Consider the following 19347-nt stretch of genomic DNA (forward strand, 5'->3'; position numbering starts at 1 on the left):
GGTGCCGTGGGTTCCGGTTGCGTAACCAGCCCCTCCGGACCAGCGTTGACGTGGCAGATGATTAATCTGCTTATGGGTCGATCGCGGGCGCGTGAGGGGTAGGGAGGTCGCCATGGGAGCGCTCCTCTGGCTGCTGATTCCGGTGCTGGCCGGGCTGGCCGCTGCGATGTGGAGCAGCTGGGCGATGCGCCATCGCAAGTCCGGGGACGGCGCAGAGCTGGCGGGCTACGCGCGGTTCCGCGCCGCGATGGAGCGGGAGCATGTTGCCGCGGAGCCCGCCCCCGAGCACGTCTCGGACCCGGTCTGACCCGGTCCGTCCCCTCGGCCGCCGGCCCGGTGCGGAGGGCCGTCCCCGTACGGACGGCCCCGCGGGCCGGTAGTCATACCCGTCCCGTACTGTCGTTCCATGCCACGCCGCACCGCGACGCTGCTCGCCTCGACCTTGATGCTGATCGCGCTGCTCTGCGCCGGCGTGCTGATTCCCGTCCCGTATGCGGAGATGACGCCGGGACCGACGGTCAACACCCTCGGTGAACACGAGGGGGAGCCGGTCCTCCAGATCTCCGGCCGGAAGACCTACCCGACGACCGGGCACCTCAACATGACGACGGTCCGGGTCACCGGCCCCGACTACCGCATGAACCTCCTCGAGGCGGTCTACGGCTGGCTGGACCCCAACAGCGCGGTGGTGCCGCACAAGACGCTCTACCCCGAGGGGCAGACGGCCGAGCAGGCCGACCAGCAGAACGCCGAGGAGTTCTCCCAGTCCCAGGAGAGCGCCAAGGCCGCCGCGCTCCAGCAGCTGGACATCCCGGTCGCCACCCAGACCGTCGTCGGCACGGTCCTGAAGGACAAGCCGGCCGACGGGCTGCTGCACGCCGGCGATGTGATCAAGACGGTGGACGGGAAGAACGTCCAACAGACGGGCGACGTCGCGAAGTTCGTCACCCAGCACAAGCCGGGTGAGAAGGTGGTCTTCGGCATCATCCCGGCCAAGGACGCGGCCGCGGCGGAGAAGAAGGGCCGGCGGCCCGAGGGTCCCATCAAGCAGGTCACGATCACCACGGTGTCCGACGGCGGTCGCGCGGTGGTGGGCATCCAGGCCCAGCTGGACCACATCTTCCCGTTCCCCATCAACGTGAAGCTCGCGGACGTCGGCGGCCCGAGCGCCGGGCTGATGTTCGCGCTCGGCATCGTCGACAAGCTCACTCCCGGCGGCGGCCTGACGGGCGGCAAGTTCATCGCCGGTACGGGCACCATCGACGACCAGGGCAAGGTCGGCCCGATCGGCGGCATCTCGATGAAGACGATCGGCGCGCGGGAGAAGGGCGCGGAGTTCTTCCTGACGCCCAAGGACAACTGCGCGGCCGCGGCGAAGGACACCCCCGGCGGCCTCCGCCTGGTGAAGGTCGGCTCCATAGGGGACGCGGTCCAGGCGCTGAAGAAGATCAGGGAGAAGAACACCGCCGGCCTGCCGAGCTGTAGCACGGCAGGCCGGTAGCGGGGGCGGCCGGCGGGCCCGTCCGGCCCGCCGCGCCCGTGCTTCCTCTACTCCTCGAAGGTCGCCGACAGCGCCTCCGCGAGGCCGGGCACCAGCGCCTTGCCGGTCAGCACCTCGGAGGTGGAGTCCTTCTCGCGCAGCCGCAGCGCGGATTCCCGGGAGCCGTCCCGGAGGACGGCCACCGTCATCCGCACCTCCTGGCGCTCGGGGTGCTGGGCGACCCACTTGGCGAGCTGCTTCTCGGACATGCCCGCCGGCTCGGCCTCCTCGGCGGACGGCGGGAGCATCAACCGCTCCACGGTCAGCGCGCAGCCGACGACGGCGTCCGGCCAGGCGATGGTGGCGAGGAACTCGTCCAGCGGGGCGCCGGCGGGGATCTCGTCCTGCTCGATGGGGGTCAGGGACGTACCGGCCGACTCGTCGATGCCCAGCTGGGCGGCGAGCGAGGGCTCCTGTGCACGGAGCTTGGCGGTGTCGACGAGGGCGAACAAACGGGCGGGCTGGTCCCAGCCGAGCCCGGCGGTGTACTCGTCGATTTCGAGGACTGCGCGGGTCAGCGGGTCGGCGGCGAGCGGGGTGCCGTCAACGGGGAGGTTGGTCATGCCCAACATCGTGCCCTGTGAACCCCGGAAATCGGGAACCGAGTAAAGCCGTCGTAAGTTGCATCACTGGGTCCTACTATCGCCGGGCCTGCTCCACACGACAGCGAACTTCGAGGTGCGCACCTTGGCTTTCCAGATGCCGGACCGCGGCGGAGGCCCCACCGGGCCACGGATCAGAGTCGGCCGACCGTCGCGGCGGTTCCGAACCCTGCTCATGACGTTGGGCGTGCTGGCCGTGCTGGCCATGCTCTTCGTGATGTTCTCGGGCTTCTGGACCGACTGGCTCTGGTACCGCTCGGTCCATTTCTCCTCGGTCTTCACCACCACCCTGTGGACCAAGATCGGTCTGTTCTTCACCTTCGGCATCGTGATGGCGATCGCCGTCGGCATCAACATCTGGCTGGCGCACCGGCTGCGGCCGCCGCTCGCCGCGATGTCCATGGAGCAGCAGAGCCTGGACCGCTACCGCATGGGCATCGCCCCGTTCAAGAAGTGGGCGCTGGTCGCGGTCACCGCGGTGATCGGGCTGATCGCCGGGGCCTCCGCCTCCGGTGAGTGGCGGACCTGGCTCCAGTGGGTCAACCGCGTCCCGTTCGGCACGACGGACCCGCAGTTCCACAAGGACGTCTCGTTCTACGCCTTCGATCTGCCCTGGTACCGCTTCCTGCTGAGCTTCGGCTTCGCCTGCGCGGTGCTGTCCCTGGTGGCCGCGGCCCTCACCCACTACCTCTACGGCGGACTGCGGCTGACCAGCCCCGGTTCGCGGGCGACCGCGGCGGCCACCGGCCACCTCTCGGTGCTGCTGGGCCTCTTCGTCTCCCTGAAGGCGGTCGCGTACTGGCTCGACCGCTACGGCCTCGCGGTGAAGTCCAGCGGCCTGAAGTCGGCCGACAACTGGACCGGTCTGCGTTACGTCGACGCCAACGCCTACCTCCCGGCGAAGACCATCCTGTTCTTCATCGCGGCGATCTGCGCGGTCCTGTTCTTCGCCACCCTCTGGCGGCGCACCTGGCAGCTGCCGGTGATCGGCTTCGGCCTGATGGTGCTCTCGGCCGTGCTGATCGGCGGGCTGTACCCGGCGATCGTCCAGAAGTTCCAGGTCCAGCCGAACGAGCAGGCCAAGGAAGCGCCGTACATCAAGAACAACATCAAGGCGACCCGGGACGCGTACGACGTCCAGGACGCCGAGGTGACGCCCTACAAGGGCAACTACAAGCCGGTCACCAAGGAGGACAGACAGCGGCTGCGGGACGCGGCGGACACCACCGCCAGCATGCGGCTGCTCGACCCGAACGTGGTCTCCCCGGCCTTCCAGCAGCAGCAACAGGTGCGCGCCTACTACCAGTTCCCGTCCACCCTGGACGTCGACCGGTACAAGGACCAGGACGGCAAGGAGCAGGACACCGTCATCGGCCTGCGCGAGCTGAACATCGCCGGCATCCCCGAGCGCAACTGGATCAACGACCACTTCAAGTACACCCACGGCTACGGTGCCGTCACGGCCAAGGGGACCGAGACCGCCGAAGGCGGCGGCCCGGACTACACCCAGGCCAACCTGCCCTCCCGGGGGCAGCTGCCCCCGCACGAGCAGCGCATCTACTACGGCGAGAAGACCACCCAGTACTCCATCGTGGGCGGGCCGCAGAAGGAGCTGGACTACTCCGACGACAGCGGTGAGAAGAGCTACCGCTACCAGGGCAAGAGCGGGGTCAGCCTGGCCAACCCGATCAACCGCGCCGCGTACGCGGTGGCGTTCGGGGAGCCGCAGATCCTCTACTCCGGCGCGATCGGCGACGGCTCGCGGATCCTGTACAACCGCACGCCCAAGGAGCGCGTCGAGTCCGTCGCCCCCTGGCTGACCATCGACGGCGACGCCTACCCGGCGGTGATCGACGGCCGGATCCAGTGGATCGTGGACGCGTACACCACCAGCAACGGCTACCCGTACGCCTCGCGCACCACCCTCGGGGACAGCACCGCCGACTCGCTCACCAACGGCCAGCGGGCGGTGGTGGCCCAGCAGAACCAGGTCAACTACATCCGCAACTCGGTCAAGGCGACGGTCGACGCCTACGACGGCACGGTCAAGCTCTACCAGTGGGACACCAAGGACCCGGTCCTGAAGACCTGGATGAAGGCGTTCCCCGGCACGGTCGAGAAGAAGAGCGCCATAAGCCCCGAGCTGAAGGCCCACCTGCGCTACCCGCAGGACCTCTTCAAGGTGCAGCGCCAGCTGCTGACCACGTACCACGTCACCGACCCGGGCACCTTCTACACCGGTTCGGAGCGCTGGCAGATCCCCAGCGACCCGACCACCAAGTCGGGCAACGCGGTTCCGCCGTACTACCTGAGCATGAAGATGCCCGACCAGAAGGACCAGGCGTTCTCGCTGACGACGACCTTCACGCCCAACAAGAAGGACAACCTGGGCGCCTTCATGGCCGTCGACGCCGATGCGAACAGCGCTGACTACGGCAAGATCAGGCTGCTGAAGCTGCCGGCGCAGACACCGGTGCCCGGACCGCAGCTGGCCCAGTCGAAGTTCAACTCCGACCCGACGATCGCCAACGAGCTCAACATCCTCAAGAAGTTCGGCGACTCGGAGATCGAGTACGGCAACCTGCTGACCGTCCCCCTGGACGGCGGCCTGCTCTACGTCGAACCGGTCTACCTGCGCGGCGCCAACACCAACTACCCGCTCCTGAAGAAGGTGTTGGTGAGCTACGGCGACAACAAGCCCGTCCTGGAGAACAGCCTCAAGGACGCGCTCGACGTCGTCTTCGGCAAGAAGGCGCCGAGCACCGGCACCAGCCCGGAGAACCCGCCCGGCGGGGAGCAGACCGGCGAACAGCCGCCGGCCGGCCAGTCCGTGCAGCAGGCCCTGTCGGACGCCGAGAAGGCGTACGACGAGGGCGAGAAGGCGCGCGTGGCGGGCGACTGGGCCGCGTACGGCGACGCCCAGAAGAAGCTGAAGGCGGCGCTGGACCGCGCCGCCAAGGCGTCCCAGAAGGGCGGCAAGGCGGGCAGCTGAGCCGCCGCCAGGGGCTCCGGCCCGGTGGCCGCCGGTTCGTACCGGCGGCCACCGGGACCCGGGGTGTCAACCACGGTCCTCGTGGCGTGATACGTTGGAGTCACAACGACGCGGGGTGGAGCAGCTCGGTAGCTCGCTGGGCTCATAACCCAGAGGTCGCAGGTTCAAATCCTGTCCCCGCTACTGAAGGACGAGGCCCGGATTCCTTGAGAATCCGGGCCTTTGTCATGCGTTCCGATCAATGCCGGTCAGGGGCGGGTCGGACAACCCATGCGGGAAATCTGTGTGCTTGAGTTTGGGATGTCGCCGTGTCGGGAAGTCGACAAACCGCTGTAGTGACCTCACCGGCTGCGGTATACCAGGTGTACGCGGGTTACAGGTGATGCGACGATGGTTCTTATGGGGGACAAGGCAAGGTTGTTGGAGACGGACCGATTTGTGCAGGTGCCCGACGACGGGCGTGATTCCGAGAGAGCGCTGGACGCACTAGAGGCCGACGGAACGGCCGAGGCGTCCGACGCGGTGACCGAGTCCGGTCACCGCCGCGCCGCCGAGGCGGGCGACACCGCCGCCATGAGCGCCCTGGGCGCGATGCTGTTGCGCCGCACCGACCTGGACGGCGCCGAACCTCACCTCCGCTCGGCGGCCGCCGCCGGGGACCGTGCCGCGGCCAACAACCTCGGCGTCCTCCTGCATCAGCGGGGCTACGCCGACGAGGCCGCCGGCTGGTGGCGGATCGCCGCGGTCGCCGGTTCCGCCGCCGCCGCGCACGCCCTGGGCCGCCACTACCGCGAGCGCGGCGACGAGCCGGCTGCCGAGTACTGGCTGCGCCAGTCCGCCGAGTCCGGCCACTACCTGGGCGCCTACGCCCTGGCCGACCTCCTGGAGCACCGCGGCGACATCGGCGCCGAGCGCTGGTTCCGGGCCGCCGCCGAGTGCGGCCACCGCGAGGCCGCCTACCGCCTCGCCCGGCTCATCGAGGACGGCCGGGACGCCGACCGCCGTACGGTGCCCGCCTACGGGGAGTTGACCCGGCAGGTCGAGGCCGAGCAGTGGTACCGCCAGGCCGCCGCCCGCGGCCACCGGCGGGCCGCGCTGCAACTGGGCGCGCTGCTGGAGGAGCGCGGCGACATCCAGGAGGCCGGCCGCTGGTACCTCTCCGCGGCCAAGGACGGCGAGGCCCGCGCCGCCTGCGCGCTGGGCTTCCTGCTGCGTGACGCCGGGGACGAGGAGAGTGCCGCGGAGTGGTGGCGGCGGGCGGCCCAGGACGGCGACGGCAACGCCGCCAACGCCCTGGGCGCGCTGCACGCCGACCGGGGGGAGCTGCAGACCGCCGAGCGCTGGTACCGCGCCGCGCTCGACGCCGGCGACGTCAACGGTGCCTACAACCTCGGCCTGCTCTGCGCCGAGCAGGGCCGGCCCGGCCAGGGCGAGCAGTGGTACCGCCGCGCCGCGTACACCGGCCACCGCGAGGCCGCCAACGCGCTGGCGATCCTGCTGCTCCAGCGCGGCGACGCCTCCGGGGCCGAGCCGTGGTTCTCCAAGGCGGCCGAGGCGGGCAGCGTGGACGCCGCGTTCAACCTCGGCATCCTGTTCGCCGGGCGCGGCGAGGAGCGGATGGCGCTCTCCTGGTACGAGCGGGCGGCGGCCGCCGGGCACACCGAGGCGGCGCTCCAGGTCGCCATAGCGCAGCTGCGGGACGGCGAGCTCAAGGACGCCGAACGGAACCTGCGCTGTGCGGCCGGCGGCGGCAGCGCCGAGGCGGCCTTCCGGCTCGCCGACCTGCTCGACCGGCGCTCCGAGGAGGCGGACGGCGAGCGGTCCGAGGGCGACGAGAGCCGGCAGTGGTACGAGCGGGCCGCGCGGCAGGGCCACCGCCGCGCCCAGGTCCGGGTTGGCATGTTCGCGGCGGCCCACGGGGACGTCGTCGAGGCGGCGACCTGGTACCGCGCGGCGGCCGAGGCCGGCAGCCGCAACGGCGCCTTCAACCTCGGGCTGCTGCTGGCCCGCGAGGGCAGCCTTCCCGAGGCCGCCCTGTGGTGGCAGCGCGCCGCCGAGGGCGGGCACGGCCGGGCGGCGCTGCGGCTGGCGCTGATCGCCGCCCGGCGCGGGGCGCTCGCGGAGGCCCAGCGCTGGTGCGTGCGCGCGGTGGAGCTGGGCCCGCCGGAGGTGGCGGAGCGGGCGGCCCGGCTGCGGACGGCGCTCCAGGAGGAGCTGAGCGCGTAACGGCCGACGGGCGCGGTCCGCGCCTTCGGGGCCGGTCGACGGGCCGGGCCCCGGGGCCGCGGACGGGCCGGCCGGACGGGATTTGCGCTGGTCGTCGCGGTGGGGTTAAAGTTGAGACACAACGACGCGGGGTGGAGCAGCTCGGTAGCTCGCTGGGCTCATAACCCAGAGGTCGCAGGTTCAAATCCTGTCCCCGCTACTGAAACCGAAGGCCCGGATCCTCAAGGATCCGGGCCTTCGGTGTTTTCTGTATGGGACGGGGTCGGTCCCGGTGATCGAGAAGCGCGGCGCGTCGGCTGCACGACGGGATGTCGGATACGCGTAACGGGCTTGCGGGGCAAGGCCGTTGGGCGCGCGAGCGCGGCGTGAGTGGCGATGGCGCTTTGTGTGCGCGGCAGGCATACGGGGCCCGGGTGTGGGCAGGTACGCGGGCGTGGCGTGCGCTGGGGGCGGCCGGGGCGTCGACCGCGGGCCGGGGGTGTCCCGGGCGGCGGTGGGCCGGACCGGTGCTCCGCGGGCGGGCCGGGCTCGTGCGGCGGCCGGGGCGAGGGGGTGTGCGGCCCGGGCCGCGGTGGCCTGGGGGCGCGGCCCGGACGGGGGCCGGGCCCGGATCAGGACGCGGTGGTGCAGTCGGGGCAGATGCCCCGGTACGTCACGGTGACCTCGGAGACCTGGAAGCCGTAGCGCTCGGGCTCGGGCAGCGCGGACAGCGGGTCGCCGTGGACGTGCACGTCGCGGATGGTGCCGCAGCGGGAGCAGACCAGGTGCTGGTGGTCGTGATGGGCGTTGGGGTCGTAGCGCTTGGCGCGGCCGTCGGTGCTCACCTCGATCACCTCGCCGAGCGAGACCAGCTCGCCGAGAGTGTTGTAGACCGTGGCGCGGGAGATCTCGGGGAGCCGCTCGGACGCCTTGGCGTGCACCTCGTCGGCGGTGTAGTGGACGTGGTCGCCGTCCAGGACCTCGGCGACGACGCGGCGCTGTGCGGTCAGCCGCCAGCCGCGTCCCCGGAGTCGTTCCAGCAGGTCACTCATGCCAATCACCTATCAGTCAGATATCCACCAGGGTATCAGCGGGCGTCCATCATCAGATCGGGTACGAGTTTCGGGTGCTTCTTGACTTAGACAATGTCCAATGTAGGATCGGGTTCGGCGAAAGCCAAGGGCAGGTGTACGAAGACTTCAGGAGGCGCACGTGTCGGTAGAGAGCACCACCGGGCCGCTGACCACGGAGGCCGGAGCCCCGGTCGCGGACAACCAGAACAGCGAGACGGCAGGTGTCGGCGGCCTCGGTCTGATCCAGGATCAGCATCTGATCGAGAAGCTCGCGCACTTCAATCGCGAGCGCATCCCGGAGCGCATCGTGCACGCCCGTGGCGCCGGCGCGTACGGCACCTTCACGGTCACCGCGGACGTGACGCGGTACACCCGCGCGAAGTTCCTCTCCGAGGTCGGCAAGCAGACCGAGACGTTCCTGCGCTTCTCGACCGTCGCGGGCAACCTCGGTGCGGCCGACGCGGTGCGCGACCCCCGCGGCTTCGCGCTGAAGTTCTACACCGAAGAGGGCAACTACGACCTCGTCGGGAACAACACCCCGGTCTTCTTCATCAAGGACGCCATCAAGTTCCCCGACTTCATCCACACCCAGAAGCGCGACCCGTACTCGGGCTCGCAGGAGGCGGACAACGTCTGGGACTTCTGGGGCCTGTCGCCCGAGGCCACCCACCAGGTGACGTGGCTGTTCGGCGACCGCGGCATCCCCGCCTCGTACCGCCACATGAACGGCTACGGCTCGCACACCTTCCAGTGGAGCAACGAGGCGGGCGAGGCCTTCTGGGTCAAGTACCACTTCAAGACCGACCAGGGCATCAAGAGCCTCACCCAGGCCGAGGCCAACAAGCTCGCCGGTGAGGACCCCGACAGCCACCAGCGGGATCTGCGCGAGTCCATCGAGCGCGGCGAGTTCCCGAGCTGGACGGTCCAGGTCCAGATCATGCCGGTGGCCGAGGCGGCCGCCTACCGCTTCAACCCGTTCGACCTGACCAAGGTCTGGCCGCACGCGGACTACCCGCCGATCGAGATCGGCAAGCTGGAGCTCAACCGCAACCCGGAGAACATCTTCGCCGAGGTCGAGCAGTCGATCTTCTCCCCGCACCACTTCGTGCCGGGCATCGGCCCCTCGCCCGACAAGATGCTCCAGGGCCGCCTCTTCGCCTACGGCGACGCGCACCGCTACCGCGTCGGCATCAACGCCGACCACCTCCCGGTGAACCGCCCGCACGCCACCGAGGCGCGCACCCACAGCCGGGACGGTGTGCTCTACGACGGTCGCCACGGCGGCCGGAAGAACTACGAGCCGAACAGCTTCGGCGGTCCGTCCGAGACCGGCCGGCCGCTGTGGCAGCCGGTCGTGGTCTCCGGCGAGACCGGCAAGGGCGCGGCGCCCTCGCACGCCGAGGACAACGACTTCGTCCAGGCCGGCAACCTCTACCGCCTGATGTCGGAGCCGGAGAAGGAGCGCCTGATCGACAACCTGGCGGGCTTCATCGCCAAGGTCTCCCGCGACGACATCGCCCAGCGCGCGATCGAGAACTTCCGCAAGGCGGACGCGGACTACGGCAAGCGGCTGGAGGCCGCGGTCCAGGCCCTGCGCGGCTAGCGGTCCCGCGCGGTGCGGCCGCCGCCGATGCGGTGGCCGCACCGCGGGGCGATGCGTCGTCGCTTGCCGTACATGCCGAAGAGGCCGGAAGCCCAGGGGCTCCGGCCTCTTCGTGCGTACGCCCGCTCGTGCGCCCGCACGGGGTGGGGCGGCCTCGGGGTACGCGGTGCCGGTCAGGCCGCCGCGGGCGTCCGGGCGGGGGTGTCGGACCAGCAGCGGATGATGTCGCGGACCGAGACGATGCCGACGGGTTCGAGGTCGTCGAGGACGACGAGGTGGCGGAAGCCGCCGCGCAGCATGGCGCCCGCGGCGTCGTCCAGGGTCCACTGCGGGGTCGCGAAGACCACGTCGGAGGTGGTGTGGCCGTGTGCGGTCTCCCGGTCGGGATTCTCGCCCGCGCCCAGGGAGTTGAGGATGTCGCGCTCGGTGAGGATGCCGATGCCGCAGGTGTCGTTGTCGAAGACCACGGCCGCGCCGATGCGGCGGGCCGCCATCAGTCGCGCCGCCTGGCGGAGGGTGTGAGCCGGCCCGATGGTGAGGACCACCGTGCTCATGGCGTCTTTGACGAGCATGGGCATGGAGAAGAGCCACCTCCTTGAGTGCGGGTGAAAATGCGAAACGATTCACAAGTTCACAAAGTGGGGGGTTCTCATGTTCACATGCGTTCGGGCGCACAACAAGGGGCAGATGTTGGACACCAGTCCGAACATCTGCCCCTTCGCAGGTCAGCGGTGGTTTGTGCGGGGAGTGGCCGGTGGTGGCCACCCGTGAGGGGTCAGCTCCGGTCGTCGCCGACGTAGGAGAGCAGGTCCTCGTGGAGCAGGCCGTTGGAGGCCGCGGCGTTGCCGCTGTGCGGGCCGGGGCGGCCGTCCAGGCCGGTGAAGCGCCCGCCGGCCTCCTGGACGATCACCGCGCAGGCCGCCATGTCCCACAGTGACAGCTCGGGTTCGGCGCAGATGTCCACCGCCCCCTCGGCGACCAGCATGTACGGCCAGAAGTCGCCGTAGGCGCGGGTGCGCCAGCAGTCCCGGGACAGGTCGAGGAAGCCGGCGAGCTTGCCGCGCTCCTCCCAGCCGGTCAGCGAGGAGTACGCGAAGGACGCGTCCTGGATGCTGCCGACCTGGGAGGCGTGCAGCCGGGAGGCCGAGGTCAGGCTGCGGCCGGTGAAGGCGCCCAGGCCCTCCGCGGCCCACCAGCGGCGGCCCAGTGCCGGGGCGGAGACGAGCCCGACGACCGGGCGGTCGCCGCCCGCGCCGCGCTCCATCAGGGCGATCAGGGTGGCCCAGACCGGCACCCCGCGGACGTAGTTCTTGGTGCCGTCGATCGGGTCGATGATCCAGCGGCGCGGGCCCGAGCCCTCGCTGCCGAACTCCTCGCCGAGCACCGCGTCCCGCGGCCGGGCGCGCTGGAGTTGGCCGCGGATCAGCTCCTCGGCGGACTTGTCCGCCTCGCTGACCGGGGTCATGTCCGGTTTGGTCTCCACCTTGAGGTCGAGGGCCTTGAACCGCTCCATGGTCGAGGCGTCCGCGGCGTCCGCCAGGACGTGTGCCAGGCGAAGATCATCGTGATAGTCGGGCATGTGCGAACAGTATCCACTGGTATGCGCGGGATCCACATGGCCGTGCCGCGCCCGCCGGGTGGTCTCCCCGCCGGCGGCGGCCGGGTCCGTCCCGGCGGGTCTTGACAGCTCCTGACGGCACGTCAATTCTGTGATCCGGCCCACAAGTCGGGCGAGGTCGGGGAGGTGGCGGATGCCCGCGGCGCGCGAGGCCCTGCTGGACGCCGCCTATGCGGCGCTGCTGACCCGGGCCTGGTCGGAGGTCCGGATGGTGGAGGTGGCGGCCGCGGCCGAGGTGTCCCGGCAGACGCTCTACAACGAGTTCGGCAGCAAGGAGGGGCTCGCCCGCGCGCTGGTCCGCCGGGAGACCGAGGCCTATCTGGCCGGTGTGGAGCGGGCGTTGGCCACCGGCGGCGCGGAAGCGGGCGGCCCCGCGGACGACCCGGCTGCCCGGGTGGCCGCCGCGGCCACCTGGACGCTGCGCACCGCGCGGGCGAACCCGCTGGTCAGGGCGGCGCTGACGGGCTTCTGGGACGACCGGCTGCCGGCCGGGCAGACCGGACCGGCCGAACTCGTCGACCGGTTCCGCGATCGGGCGGTGGCGGCGCTGGCGCCGGGCCGGCCCCGGGAGGAGCTGCCGGCCCTGGGCGCCGCCTGCGAGGCCGCGGTCCGGCTCACGCTGTCCTGGGTGATCGCCCCGGTGGCCCCGGACCCGGATCCGCCGGAGGCGGCCGTGCAGGTGCCGCGGCAGCGGGCGCCGGAGGGCGAGACCGAGGTGGTCGGCCGACTCGTCCGAAAGGCGTTCGCCGGGATCACGGCCTGAGCGCGGGCGCCCCTCGGACGCGCCGGGAGTGCTTCAGTGCGCCGAGCCGGACAGCTGGAGCCCGACCACCCCGACGATCACCAGGCTGATGGAGACGATCTTCAGCGTGGAGACCAGGTCGCCGAGGAAGGCCATGCCGTAGATCGCGGTGCCGGCCGCGCCGATGCCGGTCCAGACCGCGTACGCCGGGCCGACGTCGAGCTTCCGCAGCGCCAGCGTCAGGAGGCCGAAGCTGCCCAGGGCGAAGACCGCGAAGGCGATGGTGGGGTAGAGGCGGGTGAAGCCGTGCGAGAGCTTGAGGCAGACCGCGAAGCCGGTCTCCAGCAGCCCCGCCACCACGACCAGCAGCCACGCCATATCCCATTGCCTCCGTCAGCTCGGGGACCGCTTCAGCCAGGTGACCACTTCCGGTCCGTCCCAGACCGGATCGGACGGGAACGGACCGGCTTGGACCGTGGTGTGAAGGCGATTATGCCCGGGGCCCGGACGGTCGGCAGGGGATTGCCGCGATCAGTCGCCGTCGCGCCGCTCACGGGTGGCCAGCAGCCGGCGCAGGGAATACAGGCGGGCCGGGTCGGCGTGCCCCTCGGCCACCCAGGCGTCCAGCGCGCAGTCCGGCTCGTCGTGGCTGCACGCCCGGGGGCAGTCGTCGGTGCCGGACGCCAGGTCCGGGAAGGCGTGGATGACCCGGGACGGGTCGATGTGGGCCAGGCCGAAGGACCGCACGCCCGGGGTGTCGATGACCCAGCCGGTGTCGCCGGGCAGCGGCAGCGCCAGCGCCGAGGTGGTGGTGTGCCGGCCGCGGCCGGTGACCGCGTTGACATGCCCGGTGGCCCGGCGGCGCTCCGGCACCAGGGCGTTGACCAGGGTCGTCTTGCCCACCCCGGAGTGCCCCACGAACGCCGTCATGTGCCCGGTCAGCTTCTCCCGGACCCGCTCGGCGGCGCTGCCGTCGGCCAGCTCCTCGCGGTTGGTGACCACGTACGGGACGCCGAGCGTGCCGTAGGACTCCAGCAGCGCGTCCGGCGGGGCCAGGTCCGACTTGGTCAGCACCAGCAGCGGCTCCAGCCCGGCGTCGTAGGCGGCGACCAGGCAGCGGTCGATCAGCCGGGGGCGGGGCTCGGGGTCGGCGAGTGCGGTGACGATCGCGAGCTGGTCGGCGTTGGCGACCACCACCCGCTCGAACGGGTCGTCGTCGTCGGCCGTGCGGCGCAGCGTGGAGCTGCGCGGCTCGACCCGGACTATCCGGGCCAGGGTGTCCTTGGCGCCGCTCAGATCGCCGACGACGGAGACCCGGTCGCCGACCACCGCGCTCTTGCGGCCCAGCTCGCGGGCCTTCATGGCGGTGACCTTGCGGCCGTCGATCAGGCACGTCAGGCGGCCCCGGTCGACGGTCAGGACCAGGCCCTCGCGGGCGTCCTCGTGCTTGGGGCGGATGTTGGTCCGGGGGCGGTTGCCCTTGCGGTTGGGACGGACCCGGACGTCGTCCTCATCGGGGTTCTTGCCGTAGCGACGCATGGTGCGGCGACCCTCAAGCTCTCCGGGCGGCGGTGGACGACGGATCGAGCATCTGCGTCCACAGCGCGGGGAAGTCGGGCAGGGTCTTGGCGGTGGTGGCGACGTTCTCCACCTCCACGCCCTCGACGGCCAGGCCGATGAGCGCGGCGGCGGTGGCCAGCCGGTGGTCGTCGTAGGTGTGGAAGATCCCGCCGTGCAGCGGCCGGGGCCGGATGTGCAGGCCGTCGGCGGTCTCGGTGACGTCGCCGCCGAGCTCGTTGAGCTCCTTGGTGAGCGCGGCCAGCCGGTCGGTCTCGTGCAGCCGCAGGTGGGCGACGCCGCGCAGGGTGGACGGCGAGTCGGCGAGCGCGGCGACCGCGGCGATGCCCGGGGTCAGCTCGCCGACCTCGCCGAGGTCGACGTCGATGCCGTGGATCCGGCCGCTGCCGGTGAACGTCAGCCCCTCGTCGGTCAGTTCGCAGGAGCCGCCCATGGCGGTGAAGATCTCGCGCAGGGCGTCGCCGGGCTGGGTGGTGTGCTCGGGCCAGTCCGGGATGGTGACCCGGCCGCCGGTGACCAGGGCCGCGGCCAGGAACGGCTGGGCGTTGGAGAGGTCCGGCTCGACGACCAGGTCGCGGCCGAGCAGCGCGCCGGGGGTGACCCGCCAGACGTTCGGCTCGCCGCCCGCCTCCGGGGTGTCCACCTGGGCGCCGACGCTGCGCAGCATGTCGACGGTCATCCGGATGTGCGGCATGGAGGGCAGCGCCGCGCCGACGTGCCGGACCTCGACGCCCTGGTTGAAGCGCGGCGCGGACAGCAGCAGCGCGCTGACGAACTGGGAGGACGAGGAGGCGTCGATCTCCACCGCGCCGCCCTCCAGGGCGCCGCCGCCGAAGACCGTCAGCGGCAGGGCGCCGCGGTTGTCGTCGTCGATCCGGGCGCCGAGGGCGCGCAGCGCGTCGATGACGCCGCCCAGCGGGCGCTCGTAGGAGCGCGGGTCGCCGTCGAAGCGGATGGGGCCGTCGGCGAGCGCGGCGACCGGCGGCAGGAAGCGCATGACCGTGCCGGCGTTGCCGACGCCGATGGTGGCCGGGCCGTGCAGACCGGCGGGGATGATCCGCCAGGCCTCGCCGCCGGAGGTGCCCGAGGAGTCGGAGGAGACGGTCTCCTCGATGCCCACGCCCATGGCGCGCAGCGCCTCGGCCATCAGCAGGGTGTCGCGGGAGCGCAGCGGGCGGCGCAGCCAGCCGGGCTCGGAGGACAGGGCGGCCAGGACCAGGCCGCGGTTCGTGACCGATTTGGAGCCGGGCACGGTGACGGTCGCATCGACCGCCCCCGGGGCTACGGGGGCAGGCCACAGGGCAGGGAGGGCGGGGCTCTCGGTCATGCCCTTACTTTAATGGCTGGGCAAGGACACCGATCTTGATCAAAAGCGGCGCAACCTGTGCGAAACATGTCTCCGGTGATGCAACCGCAGGCAGGCGGCCTTTTCGGGGCAACAAGGGCGACGCCGACATACGGAATACGGGTTACCGGACGCGGCCGGTGGGGACCTTTGCCCCTCATATACCGAGCAGCCAGCGCCCGCCGCCCATCAGGGAGCAGAGCGTCACCACGTGGAAGAAGCCGAGCCAGACGGCGGCCGGGAGGTGGGTGAGCCGTGCCAACTGGTCCGGATCGGAGTCCGCCGCTCCGCCGCTCCGCCGCTTCCCCTGGAGCTCGAACGGCGGCCGCACCCCGCCCAGCAGCAGGAACCACACCACCGCATACGCGAACACCGCCTGCACCTGCGGTTCGGTCAGCCAGGACACCAGGAGGAAGGTGCCGCCGGCCAGCACGACGGTGAGCACGCCGTACGCGTTGCGGATCATCACCAGCATCACCAGCAGCAGCGCGGTGGCCCCCCACAGCAGCGCCGTGATGTGCCCGGCGGCCAGCAGGGCGGCGCCCGCCAGCCCCAGCAGGGAGGGGGCGAGATAGCCGGCCGCGGCGGTCAGGATCATGCCCAGGCCGTGCGGCTTGCCCCGGGAGACGGTCAGCCCCGAGGTGTCGGAGTGCAGCTGGATGCCGTCCAGCCGGCGGCCGGTGAGCAGCGCGATCAGCCCGTGGCCGCCCTCGTGGGCGATGGTGACGGCGTTCCGCGACAGCCGCCAGGCGGTGCGCGGGACGACGGCTCCCAGGGCCAGCACGCCGGTGACGATCACCAGCCAGAGCGCCGGGCCGGGCTGGGCCGAGACGACCTGGTCCCAGACGTCGGTGATGCTGTGGGTGTCCATGTCTCCCCTTCGTGTGGCATGGCAGTGTGGCATGCATGTGCGGTAGGTATGCAGCGAGCCGGAAGCCCGAGGACCTGGTGGGGATCTTCGGCGTCCAGCACTGGGAGCCCACGGAGACGCTGGCGCCCAGCTGGAACATCGCCCCGACCGACAACGTGTGGGCGGTGCTGGATCGTCCCCTCAAGGGCGAGGCGGCCGCCGCCCTCCCGCCCGGCCCGGTGCGCCAGCTGCGGACGCTCAAGTGGGGCCTGGTCCCGTCGTGGGCGAAATCCCCCGAGGGCGCGGCACGGATGATCAACGCGCGGTCGGAGACGGTGCACGAGAAGCCGTCGTTCCGGCAGGCGTTGGCCGCGCGCCGCTGCCTGATCCCCGGGGACGGTTACTTCGAGTGGGTCACCGGCGCCGTCGAGCGGGAGCTGGAGGAGCAGGGCCGGAAGAAGCGGCCCCGCAAGCAGCCGTACTTCGTCACGCCCGCGGACGGCTCGGTGATGGCGATGGCCGGGCTCTACGAGTTCTGGCGGGACCGCACCCTGCCCGGGGACCATCCGCTGGCCTGGTGGGTGACCTGCACCGTCGTCACCACCGACGCGGAGACCACCCCGCTCGCCGGGGCCACCGGCGGCGAGGGCCCGCACACGCTCGCCGACATCCACCCGCGGATGCCGCTGGTGCTGCCGCCGGACCGCTGGGACGCCTGGCTCGACCCGGCCACCGACCCCGACGACCTCCGGTCCCTGCTGGCCCCGCCGCCGCCCGGACTGATGCGCGCCTACCCGGTCCCCACCGGCGTCAGCAACGTCCGCAACGACGGCCCGGAGCTGGTCACCGAGCTCGACGGCCCCGAGGTCGGCACGCTGTTCTGAGCCGCCGGGCGGGCCGCGCCGCCCGCCGCGGCGCCCGCGCGGGCAGGATGGGCGTATGAGCACGAGGGCGAATGAGAGCGAGACGGTCGCGACGCCGGCGGGCGACGCCCGGATCTCCTGGTACCGCGACGTCGAACCGGCCCGGGCGGTGGTCGCCGTCAGCCATGGCGCCGGCGGCGGCATCGGGGCCCGCGACCTCGCGGCGCTGGCGGCGGCGCTGCCGGCCCGCGGCTACACCGTCGCGCTGGTCGAGCAGCCGTGGCGGGTGGCCGGCAAGAAGGTGGCGCCCGCGCCGAAGACCCTGGACGCCGGATGGACCGCGCTGTGGCCGGCGCTGGAGAAGCCCGGCCTGCCGGTGGTCGCCGGCGGCCGCAGCGCCGGCGCCCGGGTGGCCTGCCGCACCGCCCGCGAACTGGGCGCGCACGCCGTACTGGCGCTGAGCTTCCCGCTGCACCCGCCGGGGAAGCCGGAGAAGTCCCGGGTCGAGGAGCTGACCGGGGCCGGGGTGCCGACCCTGGTGGTGCAGGGCGGCCGGGACCCGTTCGGGCGCCCCGCGGAGTTCCCCGCGGGCACCGAGATCACCGAGGTGGCCCACGGGGACCACGGTTTCGCGGTGCCGAAGTCGGCGGGGGTGACGGAGGCGGAGTCGATGGCGGTGCTCACCGACGCGGTGGTGGCCTGGCTGGACGGGATGTTCGGCTGAGCGGCCCCGTACCCCGCGCCCTCCCATGGCGCGGGGCCCCGGCACCACCTGCCGGAAACACGCGGAGAATCGGGCGGCCGGGCCGGGAATGATCTGGCGCGGTGCCGCTGTTGTGCCAGGCGTAGACAGTGGAGTACGTCCAGCGCGCACGAGGATTGGGAGTCCGCCGCATGGGAATCGCTTGCCCGGCCCGCCCGGCCGCCGACCTGCAGTGGCCGACGATGCAGGCGTCGCAGCCGGCCCTTGCCGGAGCGGCGGGGGCCCCGGATCGTCGTCTATTCTCCGAATCGAGAGGGCCCGCGGTGCACGCAGCGGGATCCGCCACGGTGATGGAGGAGGTGGGTCCGGTCACCGGAACCGACCCAGGGACCGACGGCCCGGCTGCGGAGCAGTCCGCGGCCCGGACGGAGAGCGACGTCGAGCGCAGCGCGCGCTTCGAGCGGGACGCCCTCGTCTTCCTCGACCAGATGTACTCCGCCGCCCTGCGTATGACGCGCAATCCGGCCGACGCGGAGGACCTGGTGCAGGAGACGTACGCCAAGGCGTACGCGTCCTTCCACCAGTTCCGGGAGGGCACCAACCTCAAGGCGTGGCTGTACCGGATCCTCACCAACACCTTCATCAACTCGTACCGCAAGAAGCAGCGTGAGCCGCAGCGCAGCGCCGCCGACGAGATCGAGGACTGGCAGCTCGCGCGCGCCGAGTCGCATATGTCGACGGGTCTGCGCTCCGCCGAGTCGCAGGCGCTGGACCACCTCCCGGACTCGGACGTGAAGGCCGCGCTCCAGGCGATCCCGGAGGAGTTCCGGATCGCCGTCTACCTCGCGGACGTCGAGGGCTTTGCGTACAAGGAGATCGCGGACATCATGGGGACACCCATCGGTACGGTGATGTCCCGTCTCCACCGCGGCCGGCGCCAACTCCGCGGCATGCTGGAGGATTACGCCCGTGAGCGCGGGCTGGTCCCGGCGGGGGCGACCGCCGAGACGCGGTCCGCCGAAACGCCGGAGTCGCACGACCGGAAAGGCTCGGGATCATGAGCTGCGGAGAGCCGCACGAGAAGGACTGCTCAGAGGTCCTTGACCACCTTTACGAGTACCTCGACCGCGAGATGCCGGCCGGGGAGTGCGCCGAGTTCCAGGTCCACCTCGACGAGTGCTCGCCGTGCCTGGAGAAGTACGGCCTGGAGCAGGCGGTCAAGAAGCTCGTCAAGCGCTGCTGCGGGCACGACGACGTCCCCACCGACCTGCGCTCCAAGGTCATGGGCCGGATCGACCTGATCCGGTGCGGGGAGACCGTGCCCGAGGTGAGCGTGCTGGACCAGGCCCGGCACGAGCAGGCACAGCGGGAGCGCGCGGACGCCCGGGGCGACGCGGAGAAGACCCCGCAGGGCGATGCGGCGGGCGACAGCGCGCACGCCGAATAGCGGCCCGAGAGCACGGCCCGCGCGCCGAACAGGCGCGCGTCGAATTCACTCCTGAGAGTGAGCGGCGGGGCGATCCGTCCCGTCCGATCCGCCGATGCGGCCCTTCTGGTGCCCCGGTCCCTCTATCCTCGCCGGACCCGACGTGCGCGGCCTCCGCCGTGACGGGGGTGCGTCGGGCAGGGTGAG

Annotated in this window: 18 protein-coding genes and 2 tRNA genes; 12 read left to right on the forward strand and 8 right to left on the reverse strand. The window is 71.8% G+C overall.

Translation table 11 applies throughout. The features are described 5' to 3' along the window. The first annotated feature begins 112 nt into the window (after window positions 1-112). Together ACIQE0_RS16285 and ACIQE0_RS16290 are read left to right on the forward strand one after the other, a co-directional pair. The gene (locus ACIQE0_RS16285; RefSeq protein WP_366335177.1) at window positions 113-307 is read left to right on the forward strand and encodes a hypothetical protein; all 195 of its coding nucleotides are present in this window, start codon (window positions 113-115) and stop codon (window positions 305-307) included. Window positions 308-406: 99 nt separating this feature from the next. Then, on the forward strand, window positions 407-1501 hold the full coding sequence (locus tag ACIQE0_RS16290) for a PDZ domain-containing protein (RefSeq protein WP_402332481.1): 1095 nt from the start codon (window positions 407-409) through the stop codon (window positions 1499-1501). Between the two features lie 47 nt (window positions 1502-1548). Here ACIQE0_RS16290 and ACIQE0_RS16295 read toward each other — a convergent pair whose 3' ends face one another. After that, on the reverse strand, window positions 1549-2103 hold the full coding sequence (locus ACIQE0_RS16295) for a PPA1309 family protein (RefSeq protein WP_402332484.1): 555 nt from the start codon (window positions 2101-2103) through the stop codon (window positions 1549-1551). Window positions 2104-2239: 136 nt separating this feature from the next. On the opposite strand from ACIQE0_RS16295, the gene ACIQE0_RS16300 reads away from it, so the two are divergent. The 4 genes from ACIQE0_RS16300 to ACIQE0_RS16315 all read left to right on the forward strand — a co-directional run bounded on the left by ACIQE0_RS16300 (window position 2240) and on the right by ACIQE0_RS16315 (window position 7559). Continuing rightward, on the forward strand, window positions 2240-5134 hold the full coding sequence (locus ACIQE0_RS16300) for a UPF0182 family protein (RefSeq protein WP_366335242.1): 2895 nt from the start codon (window positions 2240-2242) through the stop codon (window positions 5132-5134). 109 nt (window positions 5135-5243) lie between these two features. Further along, window positions 5244-5317, forward strand: a tRNA-Met gene (locus tag ACIQE0_RS16305). A 207-nt stretch (window positions 5318-5524) separates the two neighbouring features. Further along, complete coding sequence (locus ACIQE0_RS16310; protein WP_366335171.1) at window positions 5525-7360, forward strand: sel1 repeat family protein; 1836 nt, start codon at window positions 5525-5527, stop codon at window positions 7358-7360. A 125-nt stretch (window positions 7361-7485) separates the two neighbouring features. After that, window positions 7486-7559, forward strand: a tRNA-Met gene (locus ACIQE0_RS16315). 412 nt (window positions 7560-7971) lie between these two features. On the opposite strand, the gene ACIQE0_RS16320 is transcribed toward ACIQE0_RS16315, so the two are convergent. Continuing rightward, window positions 7972-8391: a Fur family transcriptional regulator gene (locus ACIQE0_RS16320; RefSeq protein WP_366335169.1), complete on the reverse strand. Its 420-nt coding sequence runs from the start codon at window positions 8389-8391 to the stop codon at window positions 7972-7974. A gap of 160 nt (window positions 8392-8551) precedes the next feature. On the opposite strand from ACIQE0_RS16320, the gene ACIQE0_RS16325 reads away from it, so the two are divergent. Further along, window positions 8552-10015 (forward strand): catalase, encoded by a 1464-nt coding sequence (locus tag ACIQE0_RS16325; protein WP_366335167.1) that lies wholly within the window; start codon window positions 8552-8554, stop codon window positions 10013-10015. A 173-nt stretch (window positions 10016-10188) separates the two neighbouring features. Here the strand turns inward: ACIQE0_RS16325 and ACIQE0_RS16330 are convergent, their stop codons facing one another. Next, window positions 10189-10587: a CBS domain-containing protein gene (locus tag ACIQE0_RS16330; protein WP_366335241.1), complete on the reverse strand. Its 399-nt coding sequence runs from the start codon at window positions 10585-10587 to the stop codon at window positions 10189-10191. 203 nt (window positions 10588-10790) lie between these two features. Continuing rightward, complete coding sequence (gene hisN / locus ACIQE0_RS16335) at window positions 10791-11594, reverse strand: histidinol-phosphatase (RefSeq protein ID WP_402332489.1); 804 nt, start codon at window positions 11592-11594, stop codon at window positions 10791-10793. Between the two features lie 172 nt (window positions 11595-11766). Between hisN and ACIQE0_RS16340 the strand changes: the two genes are divergently transcribed. Next, window positions 11767-12396: a TetR family transcriptional regulator gene (locus ACIQE0_RS16340; RefSeq protein WP_366335163.1), complete on the forward strand. Its 630-nt coding sequence runs from the start codon at window positions 11767-11769 to the stop codon at window positions 12394-12396. A gap of 33 nt (window positions 12397-12429) precedes the next feature. Here the strand turns inward: ACIQE0_RS16340 and ACIQE0_RS16345 are convergent, their stop codons facing one another. From ACIQE0_RS16345 to ACIQE0_RS16360, 4 genes are all read right to left on the reverse strand, one after another. Beyond that, complete coding sequence (locus ACIQE0_RS16345) at window positions 12430-12753, reverse strand: multidrug efflux SMR transporter (RefSeq protein WP_366335162.1); 324 nt, start codon at window positions 12751-12753, stop codon at window positions 12430-12432. 153 nt (window positions 12754-12906) lie between these two features. Further along, on the reverse strand, window positions 12907-13914 hold the full coding sequence (rsgA, locus tag ACIQE0_RS16350; protein WP_366335160.1) for a ribosome small subunit-dependent GTPase A: 1008 nt from the start codon (window positions 13912-13914) through the stop codon (window positions 12907-12909). 13 nt (window positions 13915-13927) lie between these two features. Then, the gene (gene aroA / locus ACIQE0_RS16355; RefSeq protein WP_402332493.1) at window positions 13928-15280 is read right to left on the reverse strand and encodes a 3-phosphoshikimate 1-carboxyvinyltransferase; all 1353 of its coding nucleotides are present in this window, start codon (window positions 15278-15280) and stop codon (window positions 13928-13930) included. A gap of 175 nt (window positions 15281-15455) precedes the next feature. Continuing rightward, window positions 15456-16169, reverse strand: coding sequence for a M50 family metallopeptidase (locus ACIQE0_RS16360; protein WP_366335156.1), 714 nt, complete (start codon window positions 16167-16169; stop codon window positions 15456-15458). Window positions 16170-16204: 35 nt separating this feature from the next. On the opposite strand from ACIQE0_RS16360, the gene ACIQE0_RS16365 reads away from it, so the two are divergent. From ACIQE0_RS16365 to rsrA, 4 genes are all read left to right on the forward strand, one after another. Continuing rightward, on the forward strand, window positions 16205-17032 hold the full coding sequence (locus ACIQE0_RS16365) for an SOS response-associated peptidase (protein WP_402332498.1): 828 nt from the start codon (window positions 16205-16207) through the stop codon (window positions 17030-17032). A 55-nt stretch (window positions 17033-17087) separates the two neighbouring features. Continuing rightward, window positions 17088-17735, forward strand: coding sequence for an alpha/beta family hydrolase (locus ACIQE0_RS16370; protein WP_402332501.1), 648 nt, complete (start codon window positions 17088-17090; stop codon window positions 17733-17735). A 338-nt stretch (window positions 17736-18073) separates the two neighbouring features. Continuing rightward, the gene (locus ACIQE0_RS16375; protein WP_366335239.1) at window positions 18074-18775 is read left to right on the forward strand and encodes a sigma-70 family RNA polymerase sigma factor; all 702 of its coding nucleotides are present in this window, start codon (window positions 18074-18076) and stop codon (window positions 18773-18775) included. Next, window positions 18772-19161, forward strand: coding sequence for a mycothiol system anti-sigma-R factor (gene rsrA / locus ACIQE0_RS16380; RefSeq protein WP_366335150.1), 390 nt, complete (start codon window positions 18772-18774; stop codon window positions 19159-19161). The genes ACIQE0_RS16375 and rsrA overlap by 4 nt, the downstream gene beginning before the upstream one ends. The last annotated feature ends 186 nt before the right edge of the window (window positions 19162-19347 follow it).

The organism is Streptomyces sp. NPDC093097 (assembly GCF_044754325.1).
In the GTDB taxonomy this organism is placed as follows: domain Bacteria; phylum Actinomycetota; class Actinomycetes; order Streptomycetales; family Streptomycetaceae; genus Streptomyces.